Below are 19,887 nucleotides of genomic sequence, written 5' to 3'. Positions count from 1 at the left end.
CTTTTTTTTAATTCCCTTTTTGAAAGGGAAAAACCGTCCTTCATCAGATTTGCTGATAAAGGACGGTTTTTATTCGTTTACACAAACTATTGATTAAATATGTTTGGATATGACTTCTTCCAGTCCTTGAGCGACAGAATGCGCCCCTCGCGCCAGATGTCTTTCATACAGATGCAGGCGGACAAAGCTCTCATCCGTACCCATGGCTTCGGAGAATATTCCACTGAGTCCACGAGCGCGGCGATCGATCTGTAATAGCAGCTCCAGCGAATCGCCCATGGGATAGAACAGCACTTCCAACTCATCCAGATGCCCACGAAACTTGTTTGTTGGTACAAATTCGAATTCCTGCACAAATGGCAGATTACCGCCCAGCTTCGGCGCATAGTCATTGGTTACTTCACGAAGCTTGAAACCAAGGATATCAATTGCATCGAGCACGGTGTTCATGTCTTTGCTAGGAACAACATGCAGTCTGTCCCGGTCTGAGGGGTCTACAGCACTTGAAATATCGAGGCCCGTCTCCACCCATACCTCTGCACGATGCAGTGTAATTGGCAGATTTTCTGGGAGGTCAAATGAAAAGTCTTTCTCCAATTTGGCTCCAGGCTGTAAGGTGAAACCTTCGGTGAGCAGATATTTGGCTATAACGGCTGTTTCTTTTACTTTACGATCATCGTGCTCCCGTATGTAATGGGTTTTGATTGAAAGATAGATTCGATCTACGTTCTGTTCCACATCTCCACCTTCAATGTACACAACCCCCGAGATGATTCCTCCAGGCGTGACCTCTGGTGTATGCAATTCCGTATTTACTTTGGCTGCTCCAACACCTACACTGGCTAACATTTTCTTGAAAAATGACATGCGCTCGACCTCCAGATTAGATGGTTTATTATATGGGATACATACGGCTTCGACCTTAATACGGAAGCTGGAAGAGAAGCGTTTCATATTTTAGCAAAGATATATCGTATATCCAAACAGGAGAATCGACTTACCTATGTCGAATGTTTAAATAAAGGGATTTTTTGTCAGGAGGAACTCTATGAGCATGGAATGGTACGATATGATTGCACGACGTAATGGGGGATACAAGGGTAGAGCTTTGTATACGCTGGAAGGTAACACTGCTGAAGATATTTTTGAAAAGCGGTTGATTAAGCTTCTGCCTCAGTATACATCCGTGCTCGATGCAGGCTGTGGACATGGGGAGTTTACGTTGAAAATGTCAGAATATACCGATCACATTATGGGGTTTGATAATTCGGAAGAGATGATAAAGATAGCTCGGAACAGTCTTCATTCAAGCAGGATAACAAATGTAGAATTTGTCTGCGTTAGCACAAAAGAAAAGATGCCATTTGAAGATAAGCAATTTGGTCTGATCTATGATCGCAGAGGTCCAACTTCCATTATTGAGCATGGGAGATTGCTGCAAAAGGGTGGAGTTATGATTGGTATTCATACGGATATAACAAAGGTACGTGAGCGTTTGGAAAGAAATGCTTTTAAGGAGATCAAGATTGAGGAATATAACGAGGCACTTATGATTTTCTCGGATGAAAAAGAGTTTGCCATCTTTCTCTCCGATATCCCCGGAAACCCGGATTATACACAGCCTGAGTACCGGGAACAGCTGGAAGTAAAGCTGAAGGAGAATCAGGTTGATGGTAGGATTGCTGTAAGAGAATGCAAGTATATTTGGCAGGCCATGAGGAGGTGAAGCCGATTGAACACAGAATTTTCAGAACAGAAATATGGTGAAACGGGTGTCAAAACCAGCTTCGAGCAGATGGCGAATGGGGAACAAAAATATAAAATGATAACAGAAGATGGCAGTTACTATTGTAGAACCGTTGCATCTTCCCACGGAGCATGGCAAAACAGTCATGTACATATCAATCTAACGGAGTTTTATGTGGTGCAAACCGGATGGATTGCGTATGCCAGTTATGGAGACGATCAGATGTTTTCGATTCGAGTGATACGTGCGGGAGAGCACATCATTGTCCAACCTGGAATCCATCATAATATATACATGTCTGCACATAGCGCGATACATACCATCAAGCATGGATTGAACACCTCCAGTGATTGGATGGCATCCCCTGAGTTGGATAGGTTAACTCAATCTTTAACAGAGGAGGAGCTACTCCAGAAGTATGATTAACCAGAAGGGAGGATCACACAGATGCGTAAAAGTACAATATTTTGGATTACGGGAATAACGATAATCTTCTTGGTGACTCTGCTCATATACAGCTATGTTATTCCAAGTGTGAGTGCCAAGGATGTTGTGATGGCAGGCACAATCAGGCAGATTGATACGGATGTAGTTGAGTTAGAGTTAGAGATAACGCGAAAAAGAGAAGACAAGGACCAGCATATGGTGTATCCCGTTGTCCCTGGATGGGAAGGAGTCACATTCACTGAAGAACAAGATGATGCGTGGTACATGCCTTCGTCTGTTGGTAGCTCCTATCTTGATCAAGTCATTCTGGAAAAGTATCTGAAGGCGCAGGGGAAAACCATGAAATCAGCTGATAATCTGATAGGATTTGCGATACCTGATGAGATTGGGAGCTACAAGTTGCGGTTAACGCTCAGATCTTTGGATGGAACGACTCAGCCGCTTGAGAATCCCGTGGTGTATTATGTTCACAACGAGCATTTGTTAGGGAAGGATCTGAGTTGGGTTACGAGTGAGAATTTGGAGATCAATAAGGAGTAATCAGAATGATGAATGTATATGAATCGAATGAAATCACCGTACGTTTCTTGGACACAGAAGATGAACAACATCTGGTGAAGTGGCTGTCAGACCCGGAAGTTCTTCAATACTATGAAGGGCGTGATCGGCCGCATGATCTGGAACAGGTGAGAGAGCATTTTTACAATCAGAAAGATGATGCTACCCGCTGTATCGTTGAGTATGAAGGACATCCGATTGGATACATTCAGTTCTATGAGCTTGAGGAAGAAGAGCGAACGGAGTATGGTTATGGAGACACGGATGAGATCATCTATGGAACGGATCAGTTTATTGGTGAGGTAGACTACTGGAATATAGGCATTGGTACACAGTTGATGCAATCCATGCTTGCTTATCTGATTAATGAAAAACAAGCCCGTAAAGTGGTTATGGACCCTCAATCCTGGAACTTAAGGGCGATATCCTGTTACGAGAAATGTGATTTCCAAAAGATTAAGCTGTTGGAGAAACATGAGCAACACGAAGGACAGATGCGAGACTGTTGGCTTATGGAATATGCCCTGTAGATCCTGTTTAAAGTTATTTGAATCATATAAACAAGGAGGAATAATGGATGGATGAAAGATTTCCGATAGGACCATTTGTACACACGGGTGAAGTTACTTTGGCACAACGGGAGAAGTGGATTCAGGACATTGCTGAGTTGCCTGAACGCGCACGAGAAGCGGTAAAGGGATTGAGTGAAGAGCAATTAAGTCTACCGTATCGAGAAGGTGGATGGATGCTCAAACAGGTTATTCACCACATGGCAGACAGCCATATGAACAGTATGATTCGTTTCAAGTTGGCGCTGACAGAGGATACACCAACGATTCGGCCTTATTATGAAGAGCGCTGGGCTGAACTGAGTGATTCAAGAGACCTGGATGTCGAATTCTCGCTTCAGATTCTGGATGCCCTCCATCGTCGTTGGGTGTTTCTGTTAAACGCGCTGACAGATGCAGATTATGCCAAACAATTTTATCATCCCTCATCGGAAGAAACGACAAGACTGGATTACAATCTGGGCATGTATGCTTGGCACGGCAAACACCATGTTGCTCACATCACATCGCTTCGGGATAGATTGGGAATATAGCTATTAGAAATATCTTTTAAGGAGGATTCATCAATGAGTGTACATATCAGACTATTAAATGAGAACGATCCTGTAATCATATCAAAGGCGTTTCAGGAGCAGGGTTGGGGGAGATCCCCTGAGCAGTATCTTCATTACTTGGCTGAACAACAGAATGGGGGACGCGTAACCTTGGTAGCCGAGTTGAATGGAGAATTTGCCGGATACGTGAATGTATTGTGGAATTCCAGCTACCCGTCTTTCAGGGAACAAGGCATTCCCGAAATTAACGATTTTAATGTGCTGATGAAGTTCCAGCGCCAAGGTATTGGTTCACGGTTGATGGACCGAGCAGAGGAAGTTATTCTGGAACGAACGGATGTAGCAGGCATTGGTGTAGGTGTGTTCTCCGATTATGGCAAAGCGCAAGTTCTATATGCCCATCGCGGGTACATACCAGACGGTCACGGTGTACACAAACATGATCATTACATTCAGCCGGGTGAAGAAACGATTGTGGACGACGATGTTGTACTTTATCTTACGAAGAAGTTAAAAGCCACGCAATAAGTCTAATGTGTAGTTAGTATTTGCAAAGAAAGATGATCAAAAAGCTGTCTTGCATGTTATACTCTATTGGAATTTGAGGAATGATAAGCAGGATGTTAAGAGATTAGATGATCAGAGGAGTGAATGATGCATGTTTAGCAAAGTCGGCCAGATTATGTTGTATGTCAACAATCAGGATGAATCACTGGCATTTTGGACGGAAGTTGCGGGGTTCCACATTGTGGATGAAGTAAACCTTGACGAGGGCATGAGATGGATTGAGATTGCGCCTACCCCAAATTCGCAGACGAGCATTATTCTTCATGACAAGGAGTTTGTGGAGCGGATGTCGGCGGGTGTAAATCTGGGCACACCTTCGTTAATGTTCTTCACCGAAAATCTGGATCAGTTATATGCCGACTTGGCTGGTAAACATGTAACGGTCGGAGAGATTGTCGAGATGCCAACGGGGCGTGTCTTCAACTTTGCTGATAACGAAGGAAATTACTTTGCAGTTTTGGAACGGGCGAAGTAAGTTACAACTTAAAACAGCACCATTGCAAGCGGTCGACATTCATGTCGGTCGTTTTTTTGTTGGGAAAAAGCTTATGTTTTGGAGTAGAAAAACGCAAGAAAAATAGAGAACTACTGGGTAAAAATGTTATAATAGAGTGTGGCTGATTTATTGAAAATGACGAGGAGTGAATAGTCTGAAATGAAGGTTTGAATGGAGCAGTTAAGGAGGAATGTGGTTGTGGAAAAGACGATTAAAAGTGTACAGGATCTATATGATATGCTCGATGCGGATTTCAGATCTGCCAAGCAGTTTTGGGAACCTTTCTATGAGGATCGGAACAGACCAATCCCCTTTTTCCCAAACAAACCGGATGAGAATCTGGTAGCGCATGTGAACGAAGGTGTGCTGAGCGGCGGCAAGGCACTGGAACTGGGGTGTGGCCCGGGCAGAAATGCGTTGTATTTAACCCGCCAAGGATATCAGGTAGATGCTTATGATCTTTCGGAGACAGCTATTGCTTGGGCTAAAGAGAGGGCGGCAGAGGAGCAACTGGACGTGCATTTTGAATGTCGATCTGTGTTCGAATTATCCCCAGAGCAAGAATATGATCTTGTCTACGACTCGGGTTGTCTGCACCATCTGTTGCCACATCAGCGCATTCCCTACATAGAGATGATCCACAATGCACTCCGGCCTGGAGGATACTTTGGAATGACTTGTTTTGCTCCTGGTTTTGGCGATATTGGTGGGCCTGAGATCGTTATGAATGATTGGCAGGTGTATCAAGAGAAGTCGATGCGCGGTGGTCTTGCGTTCACGGAGGAGAAGCTTCGCTACATGCTGGAAGATGGCTTTGAATGTGTGGAGTTCCGTGCAATGAAGTCGCTGGAGCAACATGAACCGTATTTTGGTGTACCTTTTCTCTGGGCCACGTTGTGGAGAAAGAAAAACTCGTAAGAATAGTGAAATAAACATGCATTGAAAATAGAGGAGGAGTGGTATCGGAATGGGAACAGAAACAGGAAAAAGACACTTTATCATTACAGGCACATCCAAAGGGATCGGTTTACAACTTGCAGAGTTATTATTGGCTAAGGGGGATTACGTTTACGGTATTTCACGCGGGGGTTCGGATCTGTTGGAATCAAGCGAGGAATGGAGCGGGCGTTACCGCCATGTTCAGTATGATCTTGCCGACCTGAATGGGATCGATGATTTGATTACACGCATATTGGACCAAATACCTTCTCAAGAAGCTGAATTCATTGGACTCATTAATAATGCAGCGATGCTGGAGCCTCTAAAACCTATCGATCAATGCAGTGCGGCAGAGATAAGTCAGAGTCTTAACATCAGCCTCGCAGCACCAATGATATTGAGTTCATCTTTTATTCAACAAACAAATCACCTGTCCGCCAGACGTAAAATTGTTAATCTCTCATCGGGTTCGGGAAGTTATCCCGCGCCTTCAATGGCAGTGTACTGTACATCCAAGGCAGGTATGAACATGTTCACCCAATGCGTATCTTTGGAACAAACGGGTCAACAGAACCCTGTTGAGATTATTGCTTTTGATCCGGGGATGGTCGATACGGAATTGCAGGCTGTTGCACGAGGCAAAAGTGCAGAGGAGTTCGCTCTTGCAGGTATGTTCAATCAAGTATATGAAGCAGGACAATTAAGATCGCCACGAGACGTAGCGATGCAGTTGATCGAGCGGATGGACGAAAATAGTGATTCAAGCCATGTTATACACACTGTTGAGAGCTAATATGATATACGATACTTCTTTCAGCTCGTTTTCTTACGAAGTATGGATACCTTTTGATATAAGCCCAACTTCCCTGTACACTGGAATCAGCGATCGGAAGAACGATACGTTACGGTAAAGGTGATCCTTCAACAACGGAGTCTAATTACCTTATTCAACCTTAGAAGATCAGAAACGTGGTGAAGTCTCTTGTTTAAAATTATGCTCATTGAAGACGACGAGTCGTTATTCAGTGAAATCAAGGAACGTTTGTCCCAATGGTCGTATGATGTGTATGGTGTGCAGGATTTTGGAAAGGTACTGCAGGAGTACAGCGTAATTCAGCCGCAACTGGTCATTATAGATATTCAGTTACCCCAATATGACGGGTTCCATTGGTGCCGGATCATTCGTTCGCACTCCAATGTGCCGATTATCTTTTTGTCCTCAAGGGATCATCCTGCGGATATGGTTATGTCCATGCATTTGGGTGCAGACGATTTTATCCAGAAGCCTTTTCATTTCGATGTATTGATTGCCAAGATCCAAGCGACTTTGCGGAGGGTGTATAACTATAATACAGAGCATATTGAACTTCGAACCTGGCGCGGTGCCACTATTGAATATGTGAAAAATACACTGACCTGCGGGGATGAATCTGTCCTGTTAACGAAAAATGAGATGTTTATCCTTAAAGTGCTGGTGGAGCACAAAAATCAGATTGTTACCCGTGAGGACCTCATCCGGAGCTTGTGGGATCATGAGCATTTCGTGAGTGACAATACGCTAACAGTTAACGTTAATCGGTTACGGAAGAAACTTGAACCCATCGGCTTGGAGCGGTACATTGAAACCAAAGTAGGGCAGGGGTACATGGCAACGGAAGAGGCAGAAGCATGATCGGAAAGTACATACGAGAAAGGGCTAGTTGGTTATGGCTACTGGTAAGCATGCAACTTATTATTTTATTGGTGGCCTACCTGGACTCGTCCATTCCATTCCAATCTGTGGTGTATATCGTAGGATTGAATGTGGTGGTATGCCTTGTTTTTATCTGGGCGAGATACCTGAAAGAGACCCGTTTCTATAAAAAGTTGAGCATCTGGGATCATACCTATGATCTGGGAGAACTTGATATCGCCGAAAGTCCATATGAGCAGATTGTACATGAGGCCGTCAGTTCCCAGACACAGCGGTATCGTAAGGAGTCTTCACATCATTTTATCGCTCTGGAACAGGAGAAGGACGAGATGTTGTCCTGGATTCATGAGGTGAAGACCCCACTGACTGCGTTGCAACTGATGATCGAGCGCATGCCAGATGACAAGTTACAGAGCCAAATGACATATGAATGGTTACGAATTCATCAGTTGCTGGATCAGCAGCTTCATCAGAAGCGTATTCCGTTTATGCATAATGATCTGTTCATCGAAGAGACGGAACTTGAACCAGTATTGAATAGCGAGATACGAGCGTTGAAATCGTGGTGCATTTCCAAAGGCATTGGCTTTGATGTGTCTTTAATGGTATCGCGCGTGCTCACAGACAGCAAATGGTTAGGCTTCATCCTCCGGCAGTTGTTGAGCAATGCGGTGAAATATAGCGATTCATCGGACATCCTCATTGAAAGTTGGGAACAGGATGGACACATCATACTCATGATTCAGGATCACGGGCGAGGGATTGAGACTCAAGATCTGCCGCGTATATTTGATAAAGGTTTTACGTCTACCCGAGGCAGAATGGATGGGGCGGCAACCGGGATGGGGCTGTATCTGGTTCGTCAGGTGGTCCAGACGCTGCATATGAACATTCATGTAGAATCTTCTCTTGGCGAGGGCACAATCGTCACACTTACTTTTCCGCGAAAAAACGACATGGTGCATCTTGCAGGCGTGTGACAACAATGTCACATGCTTTTTGGTTTTGTTCGGTGAATCACACGATAACACTGCACATTCCGCCTATGATATAGACATGAGCATTTTGCAGAAGATCTAAGAGGAGTGAGTGTAATATGTGGATACTGGAAGCCAAAAAAATTCATAAAGTCTATGGTAATAAACTGAATAAACAGGAAGTGCTGAAGGGGATTGATCTTGGGGTAAGTAAGGGAGAGTTTGTAGGTATTATGGGGCCTTCGGGTTCAGGCAAAACGACACTGCTTAACGTACTTTCCTCCATCGATCGGGTGAGCCAGGGCACGATTGATATTGAGGGCAAGGAATTCACCGGAATGAAGGAGAAACAGCTGGCTGAGTTCCGCAAACATCATTTGGGCTTTATTTTTCAGGAATATAATCTGCTGGATACCCTTACGGTGAAGGAAAATGTATTATTACCGCTCTCGATTACGAGCATTCCAAAGCAGGAGGCGCACCGGAAGTTTGAACAGATCGCCCGTGAACTGGGAATCTACGAATTGAAAGACAAGTATCCATCTGAGATTTCAGGGGGTCAGAAGCAGCGGACTTCGGCAGCACGAGCATTTGTCCACGAGCCGAGTATCATTTTTGCGGATGAGCCGACAGGAGCGCTGGATTCCAAGTCCGCTTCGGATCTGCTCGGCAAGTTAAGTGATATGAACAGCGCACGAAAAGCGACTATTATTATGGTTACCCATGATCCGGTTGCCGCAAGTTATTGCAGCAGAGTGATCTTTATTCGAGATGGTCAGATCTACACCCAGTTGAATAAAGGAGACGAATCACGGCAATCGTTCTTCAACGATATTATCAAAACCCAGGGCGTATTGGGTGGTGTGCAGCAATGAGCTTGAATTATATTATCTTCCGCAATCTCAGAAAAAATCTGAAGAATTATTATCTCTATGTATTTGCGCTTGTGTTCAGTGTGGCATTGTATTTCTCCTTTGTGACGTTACAGTATGATCCTTCCATGGATGAGGTAGCTGCTTCAACAAAAGGTGCGGCGGCTATAGGCGCATCTTCGGTACTGTTAATCGTCATTGTTGGTATCTTTTTGCTCTATGCCAATACGATCTTTATCAAGCGGCGTAGCAAAGAGATTGGATTATTTCAATTGATCGGACTGACGAAAGGCAGAATTTTTGGTATTTTGAGTGCGGAGAATAGTATTCTTTATTTTGGCTCCATGGCTATCGGTGTGTTAATTGGGTTTCTTGCGTCCAAGCTGGTATTGATGATATTGTTCAAAATTCTCGGTGTGGATGCGATTACGAAACTGTACTTCTCTCCGATGGCACTGATGCAAACGGTGATTGTTTTTACGATCATGTATCTGCTCATCATGCTGATGAACTACACTTTTATCAAGAGACAGAGCATTCTCTCACTCTTTCGGGTGTCGGCCACTTCGGAGCAGCAGGTGCAGAAGATGTCTGTCGGACAGATGATTGTTGGCGTCTTGGGCATTGCTCTGATTGTGTATGGATACTTCATGTCTGCACGGCTGTTCAGCGGTGAGGCAATGGATATGCAGCAGTTGATGTATACGATGATCCTGATTCTCTTCTCGGTCATACTGGGGACATACCTGTTCTATAAGGGTTCGGTAAGTTTTATCTTTAATCTGATTCGCAAAAGTAAAAACGGATACCTATCCATTCATGAGGTGTTGTCTTTATCTTCAATCATGTTCCGCATGAAGTCCAATGCATTGCTGCTTACAATTATTACAACCGTATCGGCGCTTGCTATTGGCATGCTGTCACTCAGTTACATTTCGTATTATTCCGCAGAGGCTCAGGCGAAAGAAAGCTTGCCGGAGGATTTCTCTTTTGCTCAGGTTGATGTGAAAAATCGCTTTGTAACGGATTTGGAACACAAACAGATTCCATATGAAGAGAAGCATAGACAGCCCATTTATATTGAAATTGATGCTCATAAAGTGATGGATGAGTCCATGACGGAAAAGTACCTATTCAGTAGTGTGTTGAGTGACAAGATGGTAGATAACATTGATCTGCAACCAGGCGAAGCGGTCTTCATGGGATACGGAAATGCCGTTCAGCAGTTGATTTCCATTCAGGAGACAGGTCCAATTGTCTTGCATGGATTGAAGCGAACGCTAGAACAACAACTGATCGGAACCACCCAAAAGGGGGTTCTTCCTGGATACTATTCTGGGGGCACGCCTGTAGCGGTAGTAGATGAAACGGTATACCAGCAGTTGCGGCAGGATCTCGATCCCGAGCTGCAAAAATCCGAGTGGGCGGATTACTATGGTGTACGTATTCTGAATGAGGGGCAGGCTGAAGAGGCATATGCCGTATATAAGGAGCTACAGTTGGAAGCACCGAGCTTCTCCCAGATTGAGTTCAGAAATAACCAACGTAATAATATGGGCTTAATTATGTTCATTGTTGGTTTCCTTGGTTTGACGTTCTTGATTACATCGGGATGTATCCTGTACTTTAAACAAATGAACGAGAGTGAAGAGGAGAAGGGGAATTATACCATTCTGCGAAAACTCGGATTTACGCAAGGCAATCTGTTGCATGGAATTCAGATCAAGCAGTTGTTTAACTTTGGTATTCCGCTTGTGGTGGGGTTGAGTCATAGTTACTTTGCCGTGAAATCAGGTTGGTTTTTCTTTGGTACGGAGCTGGCGACACCTACGGTCATTGTCATGATAGTCTATACATTGTTATATTCGATCTTTGGTCTGTTGTCTGTGTGGTACTATAAACGGGTGATTAAGGAAGCTTTGTAGAATTGGGATCAGGAGTATGCTGATATAGCAAAATAGGTTGAGTAAAGGGCAGCTGTATTGTTTACAGACTGCCCTTTTTTCTTTTTCTAAGTATAATGCCTCATGAAAAAAAGGATGATTATGGAATTGAGTCGAAATGATGATAGAGTCCATGCTTCTGATTCATGTATACCGGTGAAACGAGAGGAGTGGAGTAGCGTGCCTGGAGTTCTATATGCCTCGAAGAAAGAGTTAAGTGAGACGATTCGACTCACCTATGAATTGTTTGAGGGTGAATTCAATGACATCCATAACAGCGACAAAGATAAGTGGGTTGAAGGTGTGGACAAGACGCCTGCCCAGATGATCGCCTACCAGTTAGGATGGATGAACCTGGTGATGGATTGGGAGCGAAATGAACAGTTGGGAAATGAATTCCATATGCCGGCACCAGGATATAAATGGAACCAACTAGGGTCATTAAATGAATCATTTTACGAAAAGTATTCAGGTTGTACGTTGGAGGAGTTACGCTCATTGTTTCGGGAGACAGAACAACAATGGCAGAACTGGATTGCCTCGCTGAGCGAAGAGGAATTATTTGTACAAGGGATAAGACAGTGGACGGGGACCAAGCCCGGATGGGCTATGGTGAAGTGGATCCAGATTAATTCGGTAGCTCCTTTTAAATCCTTTCGGACCCGATTACGTAAATGGAAAAAAGGTCACTTAGCCAACATGGATGAGGGGAGAATAGATGTCTAATGAATCTGGCAAATAAAATCACGTTGGCTAGAATCGCGTTGATTCCATTGTTTATGATCTGTTTTCTCAATCAGCAAAGCGTGATGATTGCACTAATTATATTTGCAGTAGCGGCAGGTACGGATAAATTGGATGGATATGTGGCGAGGAAATATAACCAAATCACGAATCTGGGAAAGTTGCTTGATCCACTGGCGGATAAACTGTTGATTGCGGTTGCGCTGGTCATGATGGTTCAGGAGAATATGATCAGTTCATGGATTGCTGTAATCATTATAGGACGTGAAATTGTCATTACTGCATTGCGAATGGTAGCCACAGAACAGGGTATTGCTCTTGCAGCTGATCGTTATGGAAAAATCAAAATGGTGCTTCAGGTGGCAGCCATCATTGCCATTTTGTTGAACAATGTTCCGTTTAGTTTGCTGACTGATATCAGAGTAGATGTGGCATTGCTATGGGTTGCAACAGGCGTTACTCTCTTATCCGGAATGAATTACATTATCGTAAATTATAAACTGTTGAGATAAAAGGAGTGATTAGGAGATGTCCCAAATAAATATTAATCCAAGTACTTCAGAGGATTCAGAGTATGTTCGCCAGCAACTTATCGCATTTAATGCTGCACATGTGAGCGAGGAATTAAGGCATCGGTACGAAGAACTGAATTTCAATATCAAAAATGAGACCGGCGAGATTGTTGCAGGTGTGCTTAGTACACTTTGCTGGAACTGGCTGGAGGTTGATATTCTTTGGGTGGATTCTGAACAACGGCATCGGGGATATGGTTCCCAGTTGTTGCTTAAAGTTGAGCAAATTGCGCGAGAGAAATCTTGTGATTTTGTTATGTTGAACACTTTCTCCTATCAAGCACCGGAATTTTACAAGAAACATGGCTACCAATTAATCACAACGATCGAGAATGCACCGACCGGACACAGTCATTATTATTTTAAGAAGGACCTTACTTAAGACAAAGCATGCGAAATAGGAAAAATCAGGAGGGTTATCATGGTTACCATTAAAGGAATCGAACTTGAAGATTTACCTGCACTAAGCCAGCTATACAATGAGTTGATGGGAATGCCTACCAATGAGCAGCAGATGAAAAAGATGTTCCATTACATACAGCAGAATGGTCATTATCATGTGCTTGGGGCATTTTACAATGGCAAGCTGGTCGGGTCCGTTATGGGGGTTGAGTGTATGGATCTGGTGGGGTCTTGCAAACCGTTCATGGTTGTGGAGAATGTGATTGTATCGGATCAGGTACGCAGGCAGGGCATTGGGCAGAGGTTAATGCTCCAGATTGAGCGGATTGCAAAAGATATGGGTTGTGGTTACATGATTCTGGTGTCTGGCGATCAGCGTAAGGAAGCACATATATTTTATGAGAAGTTAGGTTTCAAGGATGAGAAGGTTCAGGGTTACCGGAAGCATCTTTAACAGACAGGTTCAAGTGAAAATTTCTTACACGAGTGGAAGGATTACTTAAGGAACACGGCGAATAAGGCATAGTCTTAATAAAAGAAACGAATAAGAGGGAGGCACTCTCGTGTTCAAAAAATGGGCTAATGTTTTCATGGTTCTGAGCCTGGTATTCGCCGTATGTTCCCCAACCTCCTATGCTGCCGCCAAAACGGTTAAGGTAACCGTTACGCTGGTGAGCGCAGAACTTGTCGAGAATAACTCTGTCGGTAATGAGTGGGCCATCGGAGCAAGTGTGAACGGCAAAGATCTGGAAGAGGGTTCATCGGTCACCTTAAACCTGAAATCCACGGGTACATTGAAACTGGAGGCCATCGCCGAAGAACAGGACAAAATTCCCGATTACGGGGATAAAAGCACCAACGTCAAACTATCTTCGTTTTCCAAATCAACCAACAAGACGCTTTCCGTGGTGGTGACCGAGAACAGAGGTCGATATTCTGGTAACACAGCAACTTGGGAGTTCAAGTTTAAGATTAGCAAGAAGTGAATAGGAACCAACCGTGAGAAAAGGGAGCCTAGCTCTCTTTTTTTAATGTGCAGATAATGGTGAACTGAAGGAAGACGACGTTTCGAGCCACGCTAATCTTTGTTAAACTAATGAGAACAACAGTATAGAAATAAAAGATGTATTTTCAAAAAAAAGTACATAGGAGGTTAACACAATCATGCGGATTGTAGATAACATTAAAGTCTGGGGGGAACCGCTGGAGAACGCCGTAAGTCAGGCGGTGACTTGCTCGCAATATGGTGATGTATTGGGTGTGGCTCTGATGGCCGACCATCACAAAGGTTACTCGCAACCCATCGGTGGTGTTGTCGCTTATCGGAATATGATCAGTCCGTCAGGTGTCGGATATGATATTGCCTGTGGCAACAAGGCTGTGCGCACGAATCTGATGTGGGATGATATTCGGGATCAGATTGCAACGATCATGGATAACATCAATTCGACCATATCTTTCGGCGTGGGCCGCAACAATCCAACACCCGTGGATCATGAACTGTTCGACGACGCGAGCTGGAAGCTGTTTGATACCATTGAACCGGGATTACAACATAAGCTGAAGACACTTGCACGTAACCAACTTGGAACCGTAGGCAGTGGCAATCATTTCGTGGATATTTTTGTAGAAGAGGCAACGGGAAAGGTGTGGATCGCAAATCATTTTGGCAGCCGCGGGTTCGGTCACAAAGTGGCGAGTGGGTTCCTTAACCTTGCCGCAGGGCGTCAGTTCAGTGGCAAAGCGCCGGGCGAATCGATGGATCAACCGCCTACGTTGTTTGACCTGAACAGTGAAATGGGTGATATGTATTGGGACGCAATGACTTTGGCGGGCCGATATGCCTATGCAGGACGTGATTATGTTATTGAACAGGTGCTCGGAATTCTGGGGGCAAGTGCTGAATATGCCGTTCATAACCATCACAACTTTGCCTGGAAAGAACAACACATGGGTGAAGAGGTAGTGGTGGTCCGCAAAGGTGCAACGCCATTGGCACCCGGGCAACTCGGTTTTGTCGGAGGCAGTATGGGTGATATCTCGGTCATTGTGGAGGGGATCCATAGCGAGGAGAATACCGAGTCATTCCGTAGCACTGTGCACGGGGCAGGGCGCACGATGAGCCGAACCCAGGCGGCTGGCAAAATGAATTACAAGCTGCGCACACGCATAGGTGGCGAGATTAGCGAAGCACAGATGCATGAGGCGATTCGTGCCTATGGTGTCGAGCTGCGGGGAGCGGGCACAGACGAAAGTCCGTTTGTGTACAAGAAACTGCAAGACGTACTGAACGCACATGCGAATACGTTGAAGATCAACCATGTGCTGCGTCCCGTTGGTGTCGCCATGGCCGGAGGTAATGAATTCGATCCATACAAGGATTAGTTAGAAAAGAGGGTGAACTTCATGAGGAATTGTGCGATATATAGCTCTCAGTTTGACCTGGATCAGCTGTTTGAATTGATTCAATCCATTTATCCTGAGGGTACGATTGAACGCCGGGAAGACAAGACCCATATTCAAGTGACTCAGAAAAAATGGCTCAGTAAGAAAACAAAAGGCTTTAATATCATGACCAGCCAGACACATCCTGAGGAATTTACGACAATGATTCAGGGGATGCTTGGATTTTTGGGTCAGATTAAAGGGCGCAATGCTTCGCTACAGGAAAAGGTACTGATCAAATGTTCCACATTGAATATGGTGGTTGGTATTGAGACGGAAGAGGACATCTCGGAAGAATTCTTCGGCGAATTGTTGCGGTTGGCTGATGCGCTGGATGCTGTCATCTTCTGGGGAGGTGGATCTCTGCTGAACGCACAAGGTCAGCTATTGCTGGATGTGAATGGAGAATCTGAGGTAGAGGATTACACGGTGACAGCGCACACCAGTTTCCTTGACGGTGACAGCCCCCAGTCGGAGTCTGGCATTCAACGTAAAGCGCGTTCAGAGCAACTGTTGACTGAACAAGGCATTCCGTATAATGCGCACTTGCCCGCAAGGGCCGGAGATGAGCACACCACGATTCGGAGTAAAGAGGAAGTTGCGCGCCGTGCGGTTGCCCTATGTCTTGCCGCGCTTAAGGGTGAGTGTCTGGGAGCCGGCGAAAGTGCGGATGATACCGCAGCACTGGTTCAGGAAGTGATCGACAAGTATGTGGCTGACTCCTTTTTCTCACCCGTAGAGAAGAGGTTTATCGACCAGCAAGGAGCAGAGCAGCAGGAGATCATCTCCTTCTCTTGGGGATATGAAGCGTACCACGTGATGTTGTGGGCGCTTGGTTATGTGAAGGAACTGGGTGCACCAACGGAGTTGTGTAACGTAGGGAAGGATGTCGGTTATTTGCAACAGAAGGATAGTTTTACCGACTTTCTCTCCGATGCATCTCTGCGCAGCAAGAGCGAGATTCTGGATGAAGCAGATCTGATCTACCGTTATAACTGGGTGTGCGTGGATAGTCGTGTGAATGACAAAACACCTCCCGCTGGCCTGAATGGTGGAGTGGCTTATGAACGTCACCGTGCATTGAACTGGTTGATCTGTTATCTGGACCAGGACTGGGATGATGTGCGTACAGATACGTAAAACGGGATTACACAACATACAACAATACAAATACCCCCTATAGCCGCACGAATACGGTTAAAGGGGTATTTGGTGTGCTGTTCTGTGTGGACATAAGCGTTATTCCATATATGGTGAATATGTATATCCACACATATTCACCAACATGTATTATACTTTTACCCACTATGTCTGCCAAACTGTTCACGAATAATGACATCAGCAAGAATCAACTTTTTCTCGACGTTGCTCTCTGGATTCGCAATGCGCCATAACATCTGATCCACTGCACGCGCACCGAGTAACTCCTTGTTCACATTAACTGTGGCAAGTAATGGGATATTGTCGTATAGATTATCAAATCCCGTGACAACACACTGATCAGGTACACGAATACCCATACTCTCAAGTGCTTCTATGGTGTATAGCCCATAGAAATCATTCGCACATACAAACACTTCAGGCAGGTTATCCTCACTGATCACCGAAGTGAACGTCTGGCGGAACTCATCCAATGCCTGATTACTCAGCTCGGGAATCTGATGTATTTCCATCCCATGACCCATAAGCACAGAAGTATACGCAATCCAGCGTTCATAGAAGCTATGAGCATCCCCGATATTGCCAACGAACTGGAATGTTTTGAAACCCTTGCGGAGCAAATAGAGCATGATCTCTCGCATGGATGCGAAGTTATCGGTGAATATGCTGTCACTGTGAAAAACAGGGTCCAGATGATCCACCATCACAACCGGAATACTGAGCCGTTTGATTTCAAGCAGAATCGGGGTCGAGATAGAGCCAACGGTAATGATCCCTCGAATGGCATCCGGGTTGAGCAGGGTAAATAGCTGGTCTGCTGAGGGTTCCGTTAAGGTCAGAATATTAATCCCTTTTCGGTTCAGCTTGGAAGAGATCCCGTTAAAGACGGGGCCCCAGTATACGGAGTCTTGATTTTGGTACCGAACATTGGGGAACAAAATCAAGATCGTTCCGCTTGAACGTGTGTTCTTAGGTTCCTGAAGTTCATGGCTGTTATACAGTTCACCAGACAACATGCTGTTATCTTTGAAATATCCAAGTTTGCCAGCGGCCTTGAGAATGACATCCCTCGTTTGATCGCTAACTCCCGATTTTCCAGACAAAGCTCGTGACACCGCGAATTTCGACAAACCCGTAAAATGTGCAATCTCCTGAATTGTTACCTTTGTCTTCATCATACCATCCTTACACTCGTAGTTCTGCCGTATTCCTTATTTGGAGCGATATCCAACGATTCTAGTATAGCATGATGTATTTCTCTTAATCTAATAACGGACAGAGAATTCAAAATGTTAGTGATGCACAGTATTTTAGGATGAACGTTCAACGTGACGGTAAGCATATTTTCAGATAGTATGACGAAATTTGTCTGCTTAATTATTATTTTGTTATTTTATAAAAATAACAAAATAAACAAAGTTAGAATCATGGTTTAATATGTTTGTACTTAGAGTCCAGGATATTGAATAAGCTGTGATACAGGCATGTTACAGCTTAATCAGCATTTTATCAGAATAATTAGAAAATGTTAACAACAAAAATGTTGACGCTTACATTTTGCTGTGTTAAATTTTGTTTGTCTAAAGCAAACAAATAAATAACAAATGGTGGTGGTTGTTTATTTTCGATTGGTTGATGAATGGGGTTAACGATTTAGGGTGAACCATGATTGGTATACACATTCGGGGAGGTTGTTAAAATCATGATGAGAAGATGGAATGTTCTACCTCTGATGTTATTGGCTGTGATGCTTTTTGTATCCGCTTGCAGTGGTGGGGGGGCAGCGCAGACGGGGACCGAAGCAGAGGGAACAACGAACTCAGGTAACAGCACCGAGGTCGCTGAGACAGAGAAAGAGGGCGAGGCGGAAGAAGCTGTGGTTAATGTGCCTGATCTGGGTGGGCGTGTCATCAAGGTCGCGGCCTGGTGGGACTTGAAACCGGCGGGAGAGACGGCCTCCGATAAGGCCAGACTTGATAAAATTGCAGAGGTCGAGAAGAAATACAACGTGAAACTGGAGTTTGTTAACGTACCTTTTGAAGAATACATGAACAAATTCACAACGTCTGCACTGGCTGGCGAACCGTTCGCCGACATCGTTCAGATGGAGTACAAATCCGCACTACCCGCCATCCTCAAAGGGCAACTATTGCCCATCTCCGAATTCACTACACCTGAGAATAACATCAACCAAGAGGCTAACCTGATTGCAAAATTTCCTGCCATTGCAGGCAACGAATATGCCTTCGAATCTCCAACCAGCATTGGTCTGGGACTTCACTATAACCGTGACTTGTTCAAAAAATTATCTTTGCCTGATCCTCAAGAACTGTATAACCAAGGCAAATGGGATTGGGACAAATTCATGGAACTTGCCAAACAGGCAACCAAAGATACCAATAACGACGGCAAAACTGACGTATACGGATTTTCTGGCTGGGCGCTTGATGTCGTTCGTCATTTTACCGCAGCCAATGGTGGAACGATCGTGGATGATACCAATAGCAAAGAAGGATTGTCCGATCCGAAAACGATTGAAGCTGCCGAATTCGTCAAACGCCTGTATAACGTGGAAAATGTCGTGAAGGTCAAAACCGGCGACAAAACCAATTGGGAGGAAAGCAATACGTTCAAAGATGGAGATGTAGCTCTGTTCACCGCTGCTGAATGGCAGTTGGGCGATCTCACCTTTGCTGTTGGTGTTGTGCCGATTCCGAACGGGCCACAGGGTAGCAAAGAGGTAACGTATGCAAACAATGCAGCATCAGCGAAGTTCATTCCAAAAGGTGTGGAAGATCCAAAGATCGTCTACCAAATCTATGAAGAGACCTTCGACATCCCGCAGATTGAAGAGTATCCAGGTCAAGATTATCTGGAGAGTCGTTATACCGACGAGAAGGATATTGCGATCATTCGCGAGCACATCGCTGGAACCGGCCGCATCTTGCTGGATGATGCCTACACAGGATACCCTTTCGGGGATTATGTGAACGATATCATCAAAAACAATGCTTCCGTGACAGCAACAGCCGAGAAATACAAGGCACAGGCACAAGCTGCAATTGATAAACTCGGCAAACAATAACAACACTTATCACCAGCAAACGATTCAGGCAGGGGGGCTCGTGTCGGCAATGTTGCACGGAGCCCCTTTTCCTGAACCACCAAATCGGCATTGCTGGCATCAGCCTTGATGAGGAG

General features: G+C 44.8%; 23 protein-coding genes. 21 read left to right on the top strand and 2 right to left on the bottom strand.

Translation table 11 applies throughout. The annotated features are described in order from the left end of the window. Positions 1–93: 93 nt before the first annotated feature. Complete coding sequence (locus C170_RS13740) at positions 94–867, bottom strand: sporulation protein (protein WP_017689745.1); 774 nt, start codon at positions 865–867, stop codon at positions 94–96. Between the two features lie 181 nt (positions 868–1,048). On the opposite strand from C170_RS13740, the gene C170_RS13735 reads away from it, so the two are divergent. The 20 genes from C170_RS13735 (at position 1,049) to C170_RS13640 (ending at position 16,665) form a co-directional block, all read left to right on the top strand. Then, on the top strand, positions 1,049–1,726 hold the full coding sequence (locus C170_RS13735; RefSeq protein ID WP_036610319.1) for a class I SAM-dependent methyltransferase: 678 nt from the start codon (positions 1,049–1,051) through the stop codon (positions 1,724–1,726). A gap of 6 nt (positions 1,727–1,732) precedes the next feature. Further along, positions 1,733–2,173: a hypothetical protein gene (locus C170_RS13730; protein ID WP_036610317.1), complete on the top strand. Its 441-nt coding sequence runs from the start codon at positions 1,733–1,735 to the stop codon at positions 2,171–2,173. Positions 2,174–2,194: 21 nt separating this feature from the next. Then, positions 2,195–2,734 carry a hypothetical protein gene (locus C170_RS13725; RefSeq protein WP_036610314.1) on the top strand — a complete coding sequence of 180 codons (540 nt, stop codon included), beginning with the start codon at positions 2,195–2,197 and terminating at the stop codon, positions 2,732–2,734. Between the two features lie 8 nt (positions 2,735–2,742). Then, on the top strand, positions 2,743–3,282 hold the full coding sequence (locus tag C170_RS13720) for a GNAT family N-acetyltransferase (RefSeq protein ID WP_036611041.1): 540 nt from the start codon (positions 2,743–2,745) through the stop codon (positions 3,280–3,282). 47 nt (positions 3,283–3,329) lie between these two features. Beyond that, complete coding sequence (locus tag C170_RS13715; protein WP_036610311.1) at positions 3,330–3,854, top strand: YfiT family bacillithiol transferase; 525 nt, start codon at positions 3,330–3,332, stop codon at positions 3,852–3,854. Positions 3,855–3,887: 33 nt separating this feature from the next. Continuing rightward, positions 3,888–4,403 carry a GNAT family N-acetyltransferase gene (locus C170_RS13710; RefSeq protein WP_036610308.1) on the top strand — a complete coding sequence of 172 codons (516 nt, stop codon included), beginning with the start codon at positions 3,888–3,890 and terminating at the stop codon, positions 4,401–4,403. A gap of 130 nt (positions 4,404–4,533) precedes the next feature. Further along, positions 4,534–4,917 carry a VOC family protein gene (locus C170_RS13705; RefSeq protein ID WP_036610305.1) on the top strand — a complete coding sequence of 128 codons (384 nt, stop codon included), beginning with the start codon at positions 4,534–4,536 and terminating at the stop codon, positions 4,915–4,917. Positions 4,918–5,109: 192 nt separating this feature from the next. Continuing rightward, positions 5,110–5,856 carry a class I SAM-dependent methyltransferase gene (locus C170_RS13700; RefSeq protein WP_036610302.1) on the top strand — a complete coding sequence of 249 codons (747 nt, stop codon included), beginning with the start codon at positions 5,110–5,112 and terminating at the stop codon, positions 5,854–5,856. A gap of 49 nt (positions 5,857–5,905) precedes the next feature. Then, positions 5,906–6,670 (top strand): SDR family NAD(P)-dependent oxidoreductase, encoded by a 765-nt coding sequence (locus tag C170_RS13695; RefSeq protein WP_036610299.1) that lies wholly within the window; start codon positions 5,906–5,908, stop codon positions 6,668–6,670. Positions 6,671–6,859: 189 nt separating this feature from the next. Then, positions 6,860–7,549, top strand: a complete 690-nt coding sequence (locus C170_RS13690; protein ID WP_036610298.1) for a response regulator transcription factor — start codon at positions 6,860–6,862, stop codon at positions 7,547–7,549. Then, positions 7,546–8,550, top strand: a complete 1,005-nt coding sequence (locus tag C170_RS13685) for a sensor histidine kinase (protein ID WP_036610296.1) — start codon at positions 7,546–7,548, stop codon at positions 8,548–8,550. Before C170_RS13690 ends, C170_RS13685 begins: the two co-directional genes overlap by 4 nt. A gap of 116 nt (positions 8,551–8,666) precedes the next feature. Continuing rightward, positions 8,667–9,422 carry an ABC transporter ATP-binding protein gene (locus C170_RS13680; protein WP_036610294.1) on the top strand — a complete coding sequence of 252 codons (756 nt, stop codon included), beginning with the start codon at positions 8,667–8,669 and terminating at the stop codon, positions 9,420–9,422. Continuing rightward, complete coding sequence (locus C170_RS13675) at positions 9,419–11,344, top strand: ABC transporter permease (protein ID WP_036610292.1); 1,926 nt, start codon at positions 9,419–9,421, stop codon at positions 11,342–11,344. Before C170_RS13680 ends, C170_RS13675 begins: the two co-directional genes overlap by 4 nt. 198 nt (positions 11,345–11,542) lie before the next feature. Beyond that, complete coding sequence (locus C170_RS13670) at positions 11,543–12,088, top strand: ClbS/DfsB family four-helix bundle protein (protein WP_036610290.1); 546 nt, start codon at positions 11,543–11,545, stop codon at positions 12,086–12,088. Next, positions 12,088–12,618 (top strand): CDP-diacylglycerol--glycerol-3-phosphate 3-phosphatidyltransferase, encoded by a 531-nt coding sequence (pgsA, locus tag C170_RS13665; RefSeq protein ID WP_036610288.1) that lies wholly within the window; start codon positions 12,088–12,090, stop codon positions 12,616–12,618. Before C170_RS13670 ends, pgsA begins: the two co-directional genes overlap by 1 nt. 16 nt (positions 12,619–12,634) lie before the next feature. Next, positions 12,635–13,060 (top strand): GNAT family N-acetyltransferase, encoded by a 426-nt coding sequence (locus C170_RS13660; protein WP_036610285.1) that lies wholly within the window; start codon positions 12,635–12,637, stop codon positions 13,058–13,060. A 39-nt stretch (positions 13,061–13,099) separates the two neighbouring features. Next, entirely contained in the window at positions 13,100–13,534 is a 435-nt protein-coding gene (locus C170_RS13655) for a GNAT family N-acetyltransferase (protein WP_036610283.1), read from the top strand. Positions 13,535–13,643: 109 nt separating this feature from the next. Next, positions 13,644–14,066 (top strand): hypothetical protein, encoded by a 423-nt coding sequence (locus C170_RS13650; RefSeq protein ID WP_036610281.1) that lies wholly within the window; start codon positions 13,644–13,646, stop codon positions 14,064–14,066. 178 nt (positions 14,067–14,244) lie between these two features. Next, positions 14,245–15,465, top strand: coding sequence for an RtcB family protein (locus C170_RS13645; RefSeq protein WP_036610280.1), 1,221 nt, complete (start codon positions 14,245–14,247; stop codon positions 15,463–15,465). Positions 15,466–15,486: 21 nt separating this feature from the next. Beyond that, on the top strand, positions 15,487–16,665 hold the full coding sequence (locus tag C170_RS13640; protein WP_036610279.1) for a DUF4272 domain-containing protein: 1,179 nt from the start codon (positions 15,487–15,489) through the stop codon (positions 16,663–16,665). Between the two features lie 158 nt (positions 16,666–16,823). Here the strand turns inward: C170_RS13640 and C170_RS13635 are convergent, their stop codons facing one another. After that, the gene (locus tag C170_RS13635; protein WP_235200760.1) at positions 16,824–17,864 is read right to left on the bottom strand and encodes a LacI family DNA-binding transcriptional regulator; all 1,041 of its coding nucleotides are present in this window, start codon (positions 17,862–17,864) and stop codon (positions 16,824–16,826) included. Between the two features lie 524 nt (positions 17,865–18,388). Between C170_RS13635 and C170_RS13630 the strand changes: the two genes are divergently transcribed. Then, entirely contained in the window at positions 18,389–19,771 is a 1,383-nt protein-coding gene (locus tag C170_RS13630; protein WP_442789460.1) for an ABC transporter substrate-binding protein, read from the top strand. The last annotated feature ends 116 nt before the right edge of the window (positions 19,772–19,887 follow it).

The organism is Paenibacillus sp. FSL H7-689, assembly GCF_000517905.1.
Taxonomy (GTDB): domain Bacteria; phylum Bacillota; class Bacilli; order Paenibacillales; family Paenibacillaceae; genus Paenibacillus; species Paenibacillus amylolyticus.
Note: the sequence above shows the minus strand (reverse complement) of the source record. Positions and strands in the feature narration are given on the sequence as shown.

Coding starts and splice junctions, on each gene's coding strand:
- C170_RS13740 (WP_017689745.1), bottom strand. CDS start 867: ATGTCATTTTTCAAGAAAATGTTAGCCAGTGTAGGTGTTGGAGCAGCC.
- C170_RS13735 (WP_036610319.1), top strand. CDS start 1,049: ATGAGCATGGAATGGTACGATATGATTGCACGACGTAATGGGGGATAC.
- C170_RS13725 (WP_036610314.1), top strand. CDS start 2,195: ATGCGTAAAAGTACAATATTTTGGATTACGGGAATAACGATAATCTTC.
- C170_RS13720 (WP_036611041.1), top strand. CDS start 2,743: ATGAATGTATATGAATCGAATGAAATCACCGTACGTTTCTTGGACACA.
- C170_RS13715 (WP_036610311.1), top strand. CDS start 3,330: ATGGATGAAAGATTTCCGATAGGACCATTTGTACACACGGGTGAAGTT.
- C170_RS13710 (WP_036610308.1), top strand. CDS start 3,888: ATGAGTGTACATATCAGACTATTAAATGAGAACGATCCTGTAATCATA.
- C170_RS13705 (WP_036610305.1), top strand. CDS start 4,534: ATGTTTAGCAAAGTCGGCCAGATTATGTTGTATGTCAACAATCAGGAT.
- C170_RS13700 (WP_036610302.1), top strand. CDS start 5,110: ATGGAGCAGTTAAGGAGGAATGTGGTTGTGGAAAAGACGATTAAAAGT.
- C170_RS13695 (WP_036610299.1), top strand. CDS start 5,906: ATGGGAACAGAAACAGGAAAAAGACACTTTATCATTACAGGCACATCC.
- C170_RS13685 (WP_036610296.1), top strand. CDS start 7,546: ATGATCGGAAAGTACATACGAGAAAGGGCTAGTTGGTTATGGCTACTG.
- C170_RS13680 (WP_036610294.1), top strand. CDS start 8,667: ATGTGGATACTGGAAGCCAAAAAAATTCATAAAGTCTATGGTAATAAA.
- C170_RS13675 (WP_036610292.1), top strand. CDS start 9,419: ATGAGCTTGAATTATATTATCTTCCGCAATCTCAGAAAAAATCTGAAG.
- pgsA (WP_036610288.1), top strand. CDS start 12,088: ATGAATCTGGCAAATAAAATCACGTTGGCTAGAATCGCGTTGATTCCA.
- C170_RS13660 (WP_036610285.1), top strand. CDS start 12,635: ATGTCCCAAATAAATATTAATCCAAGTACTTCAGAGGATTCAGAGTAT.
- C170_RS13655 (WP_036610283.1), top strand. CDS start 13,100: ATGGTTACCATTAAAGGAATCGAACTTGAAGATTTACCTGCACTAAGC.
- C170_RS13645 (WP_036610280.1), top strand. CDS start 14,245: ATGCGGATTGTAGATAACATTAAAGTCTGGGGGGAACCGCTGGAGAAC.
- C170_RS13640 (WP_036610279.1), top strand. CDS start 15,487: ATGAGGAATTGTGCGATATATAGCTCTCAGTTTGACCTGGATCAGCTG.
- C170_RS13635 (WP_235200760.1), bottom strand. CDS start 17,864: ATGATGAAGACAAAGGTAACAATTCAGGAGATTGCACATTTTACGGGT.
- C170_RS13630 (WP_442789460.1), top strand. CDS start 18,389: ATGATGAGAAGATGGAATGTTCTACCTCTGATGTTATTGGCTGTGATG.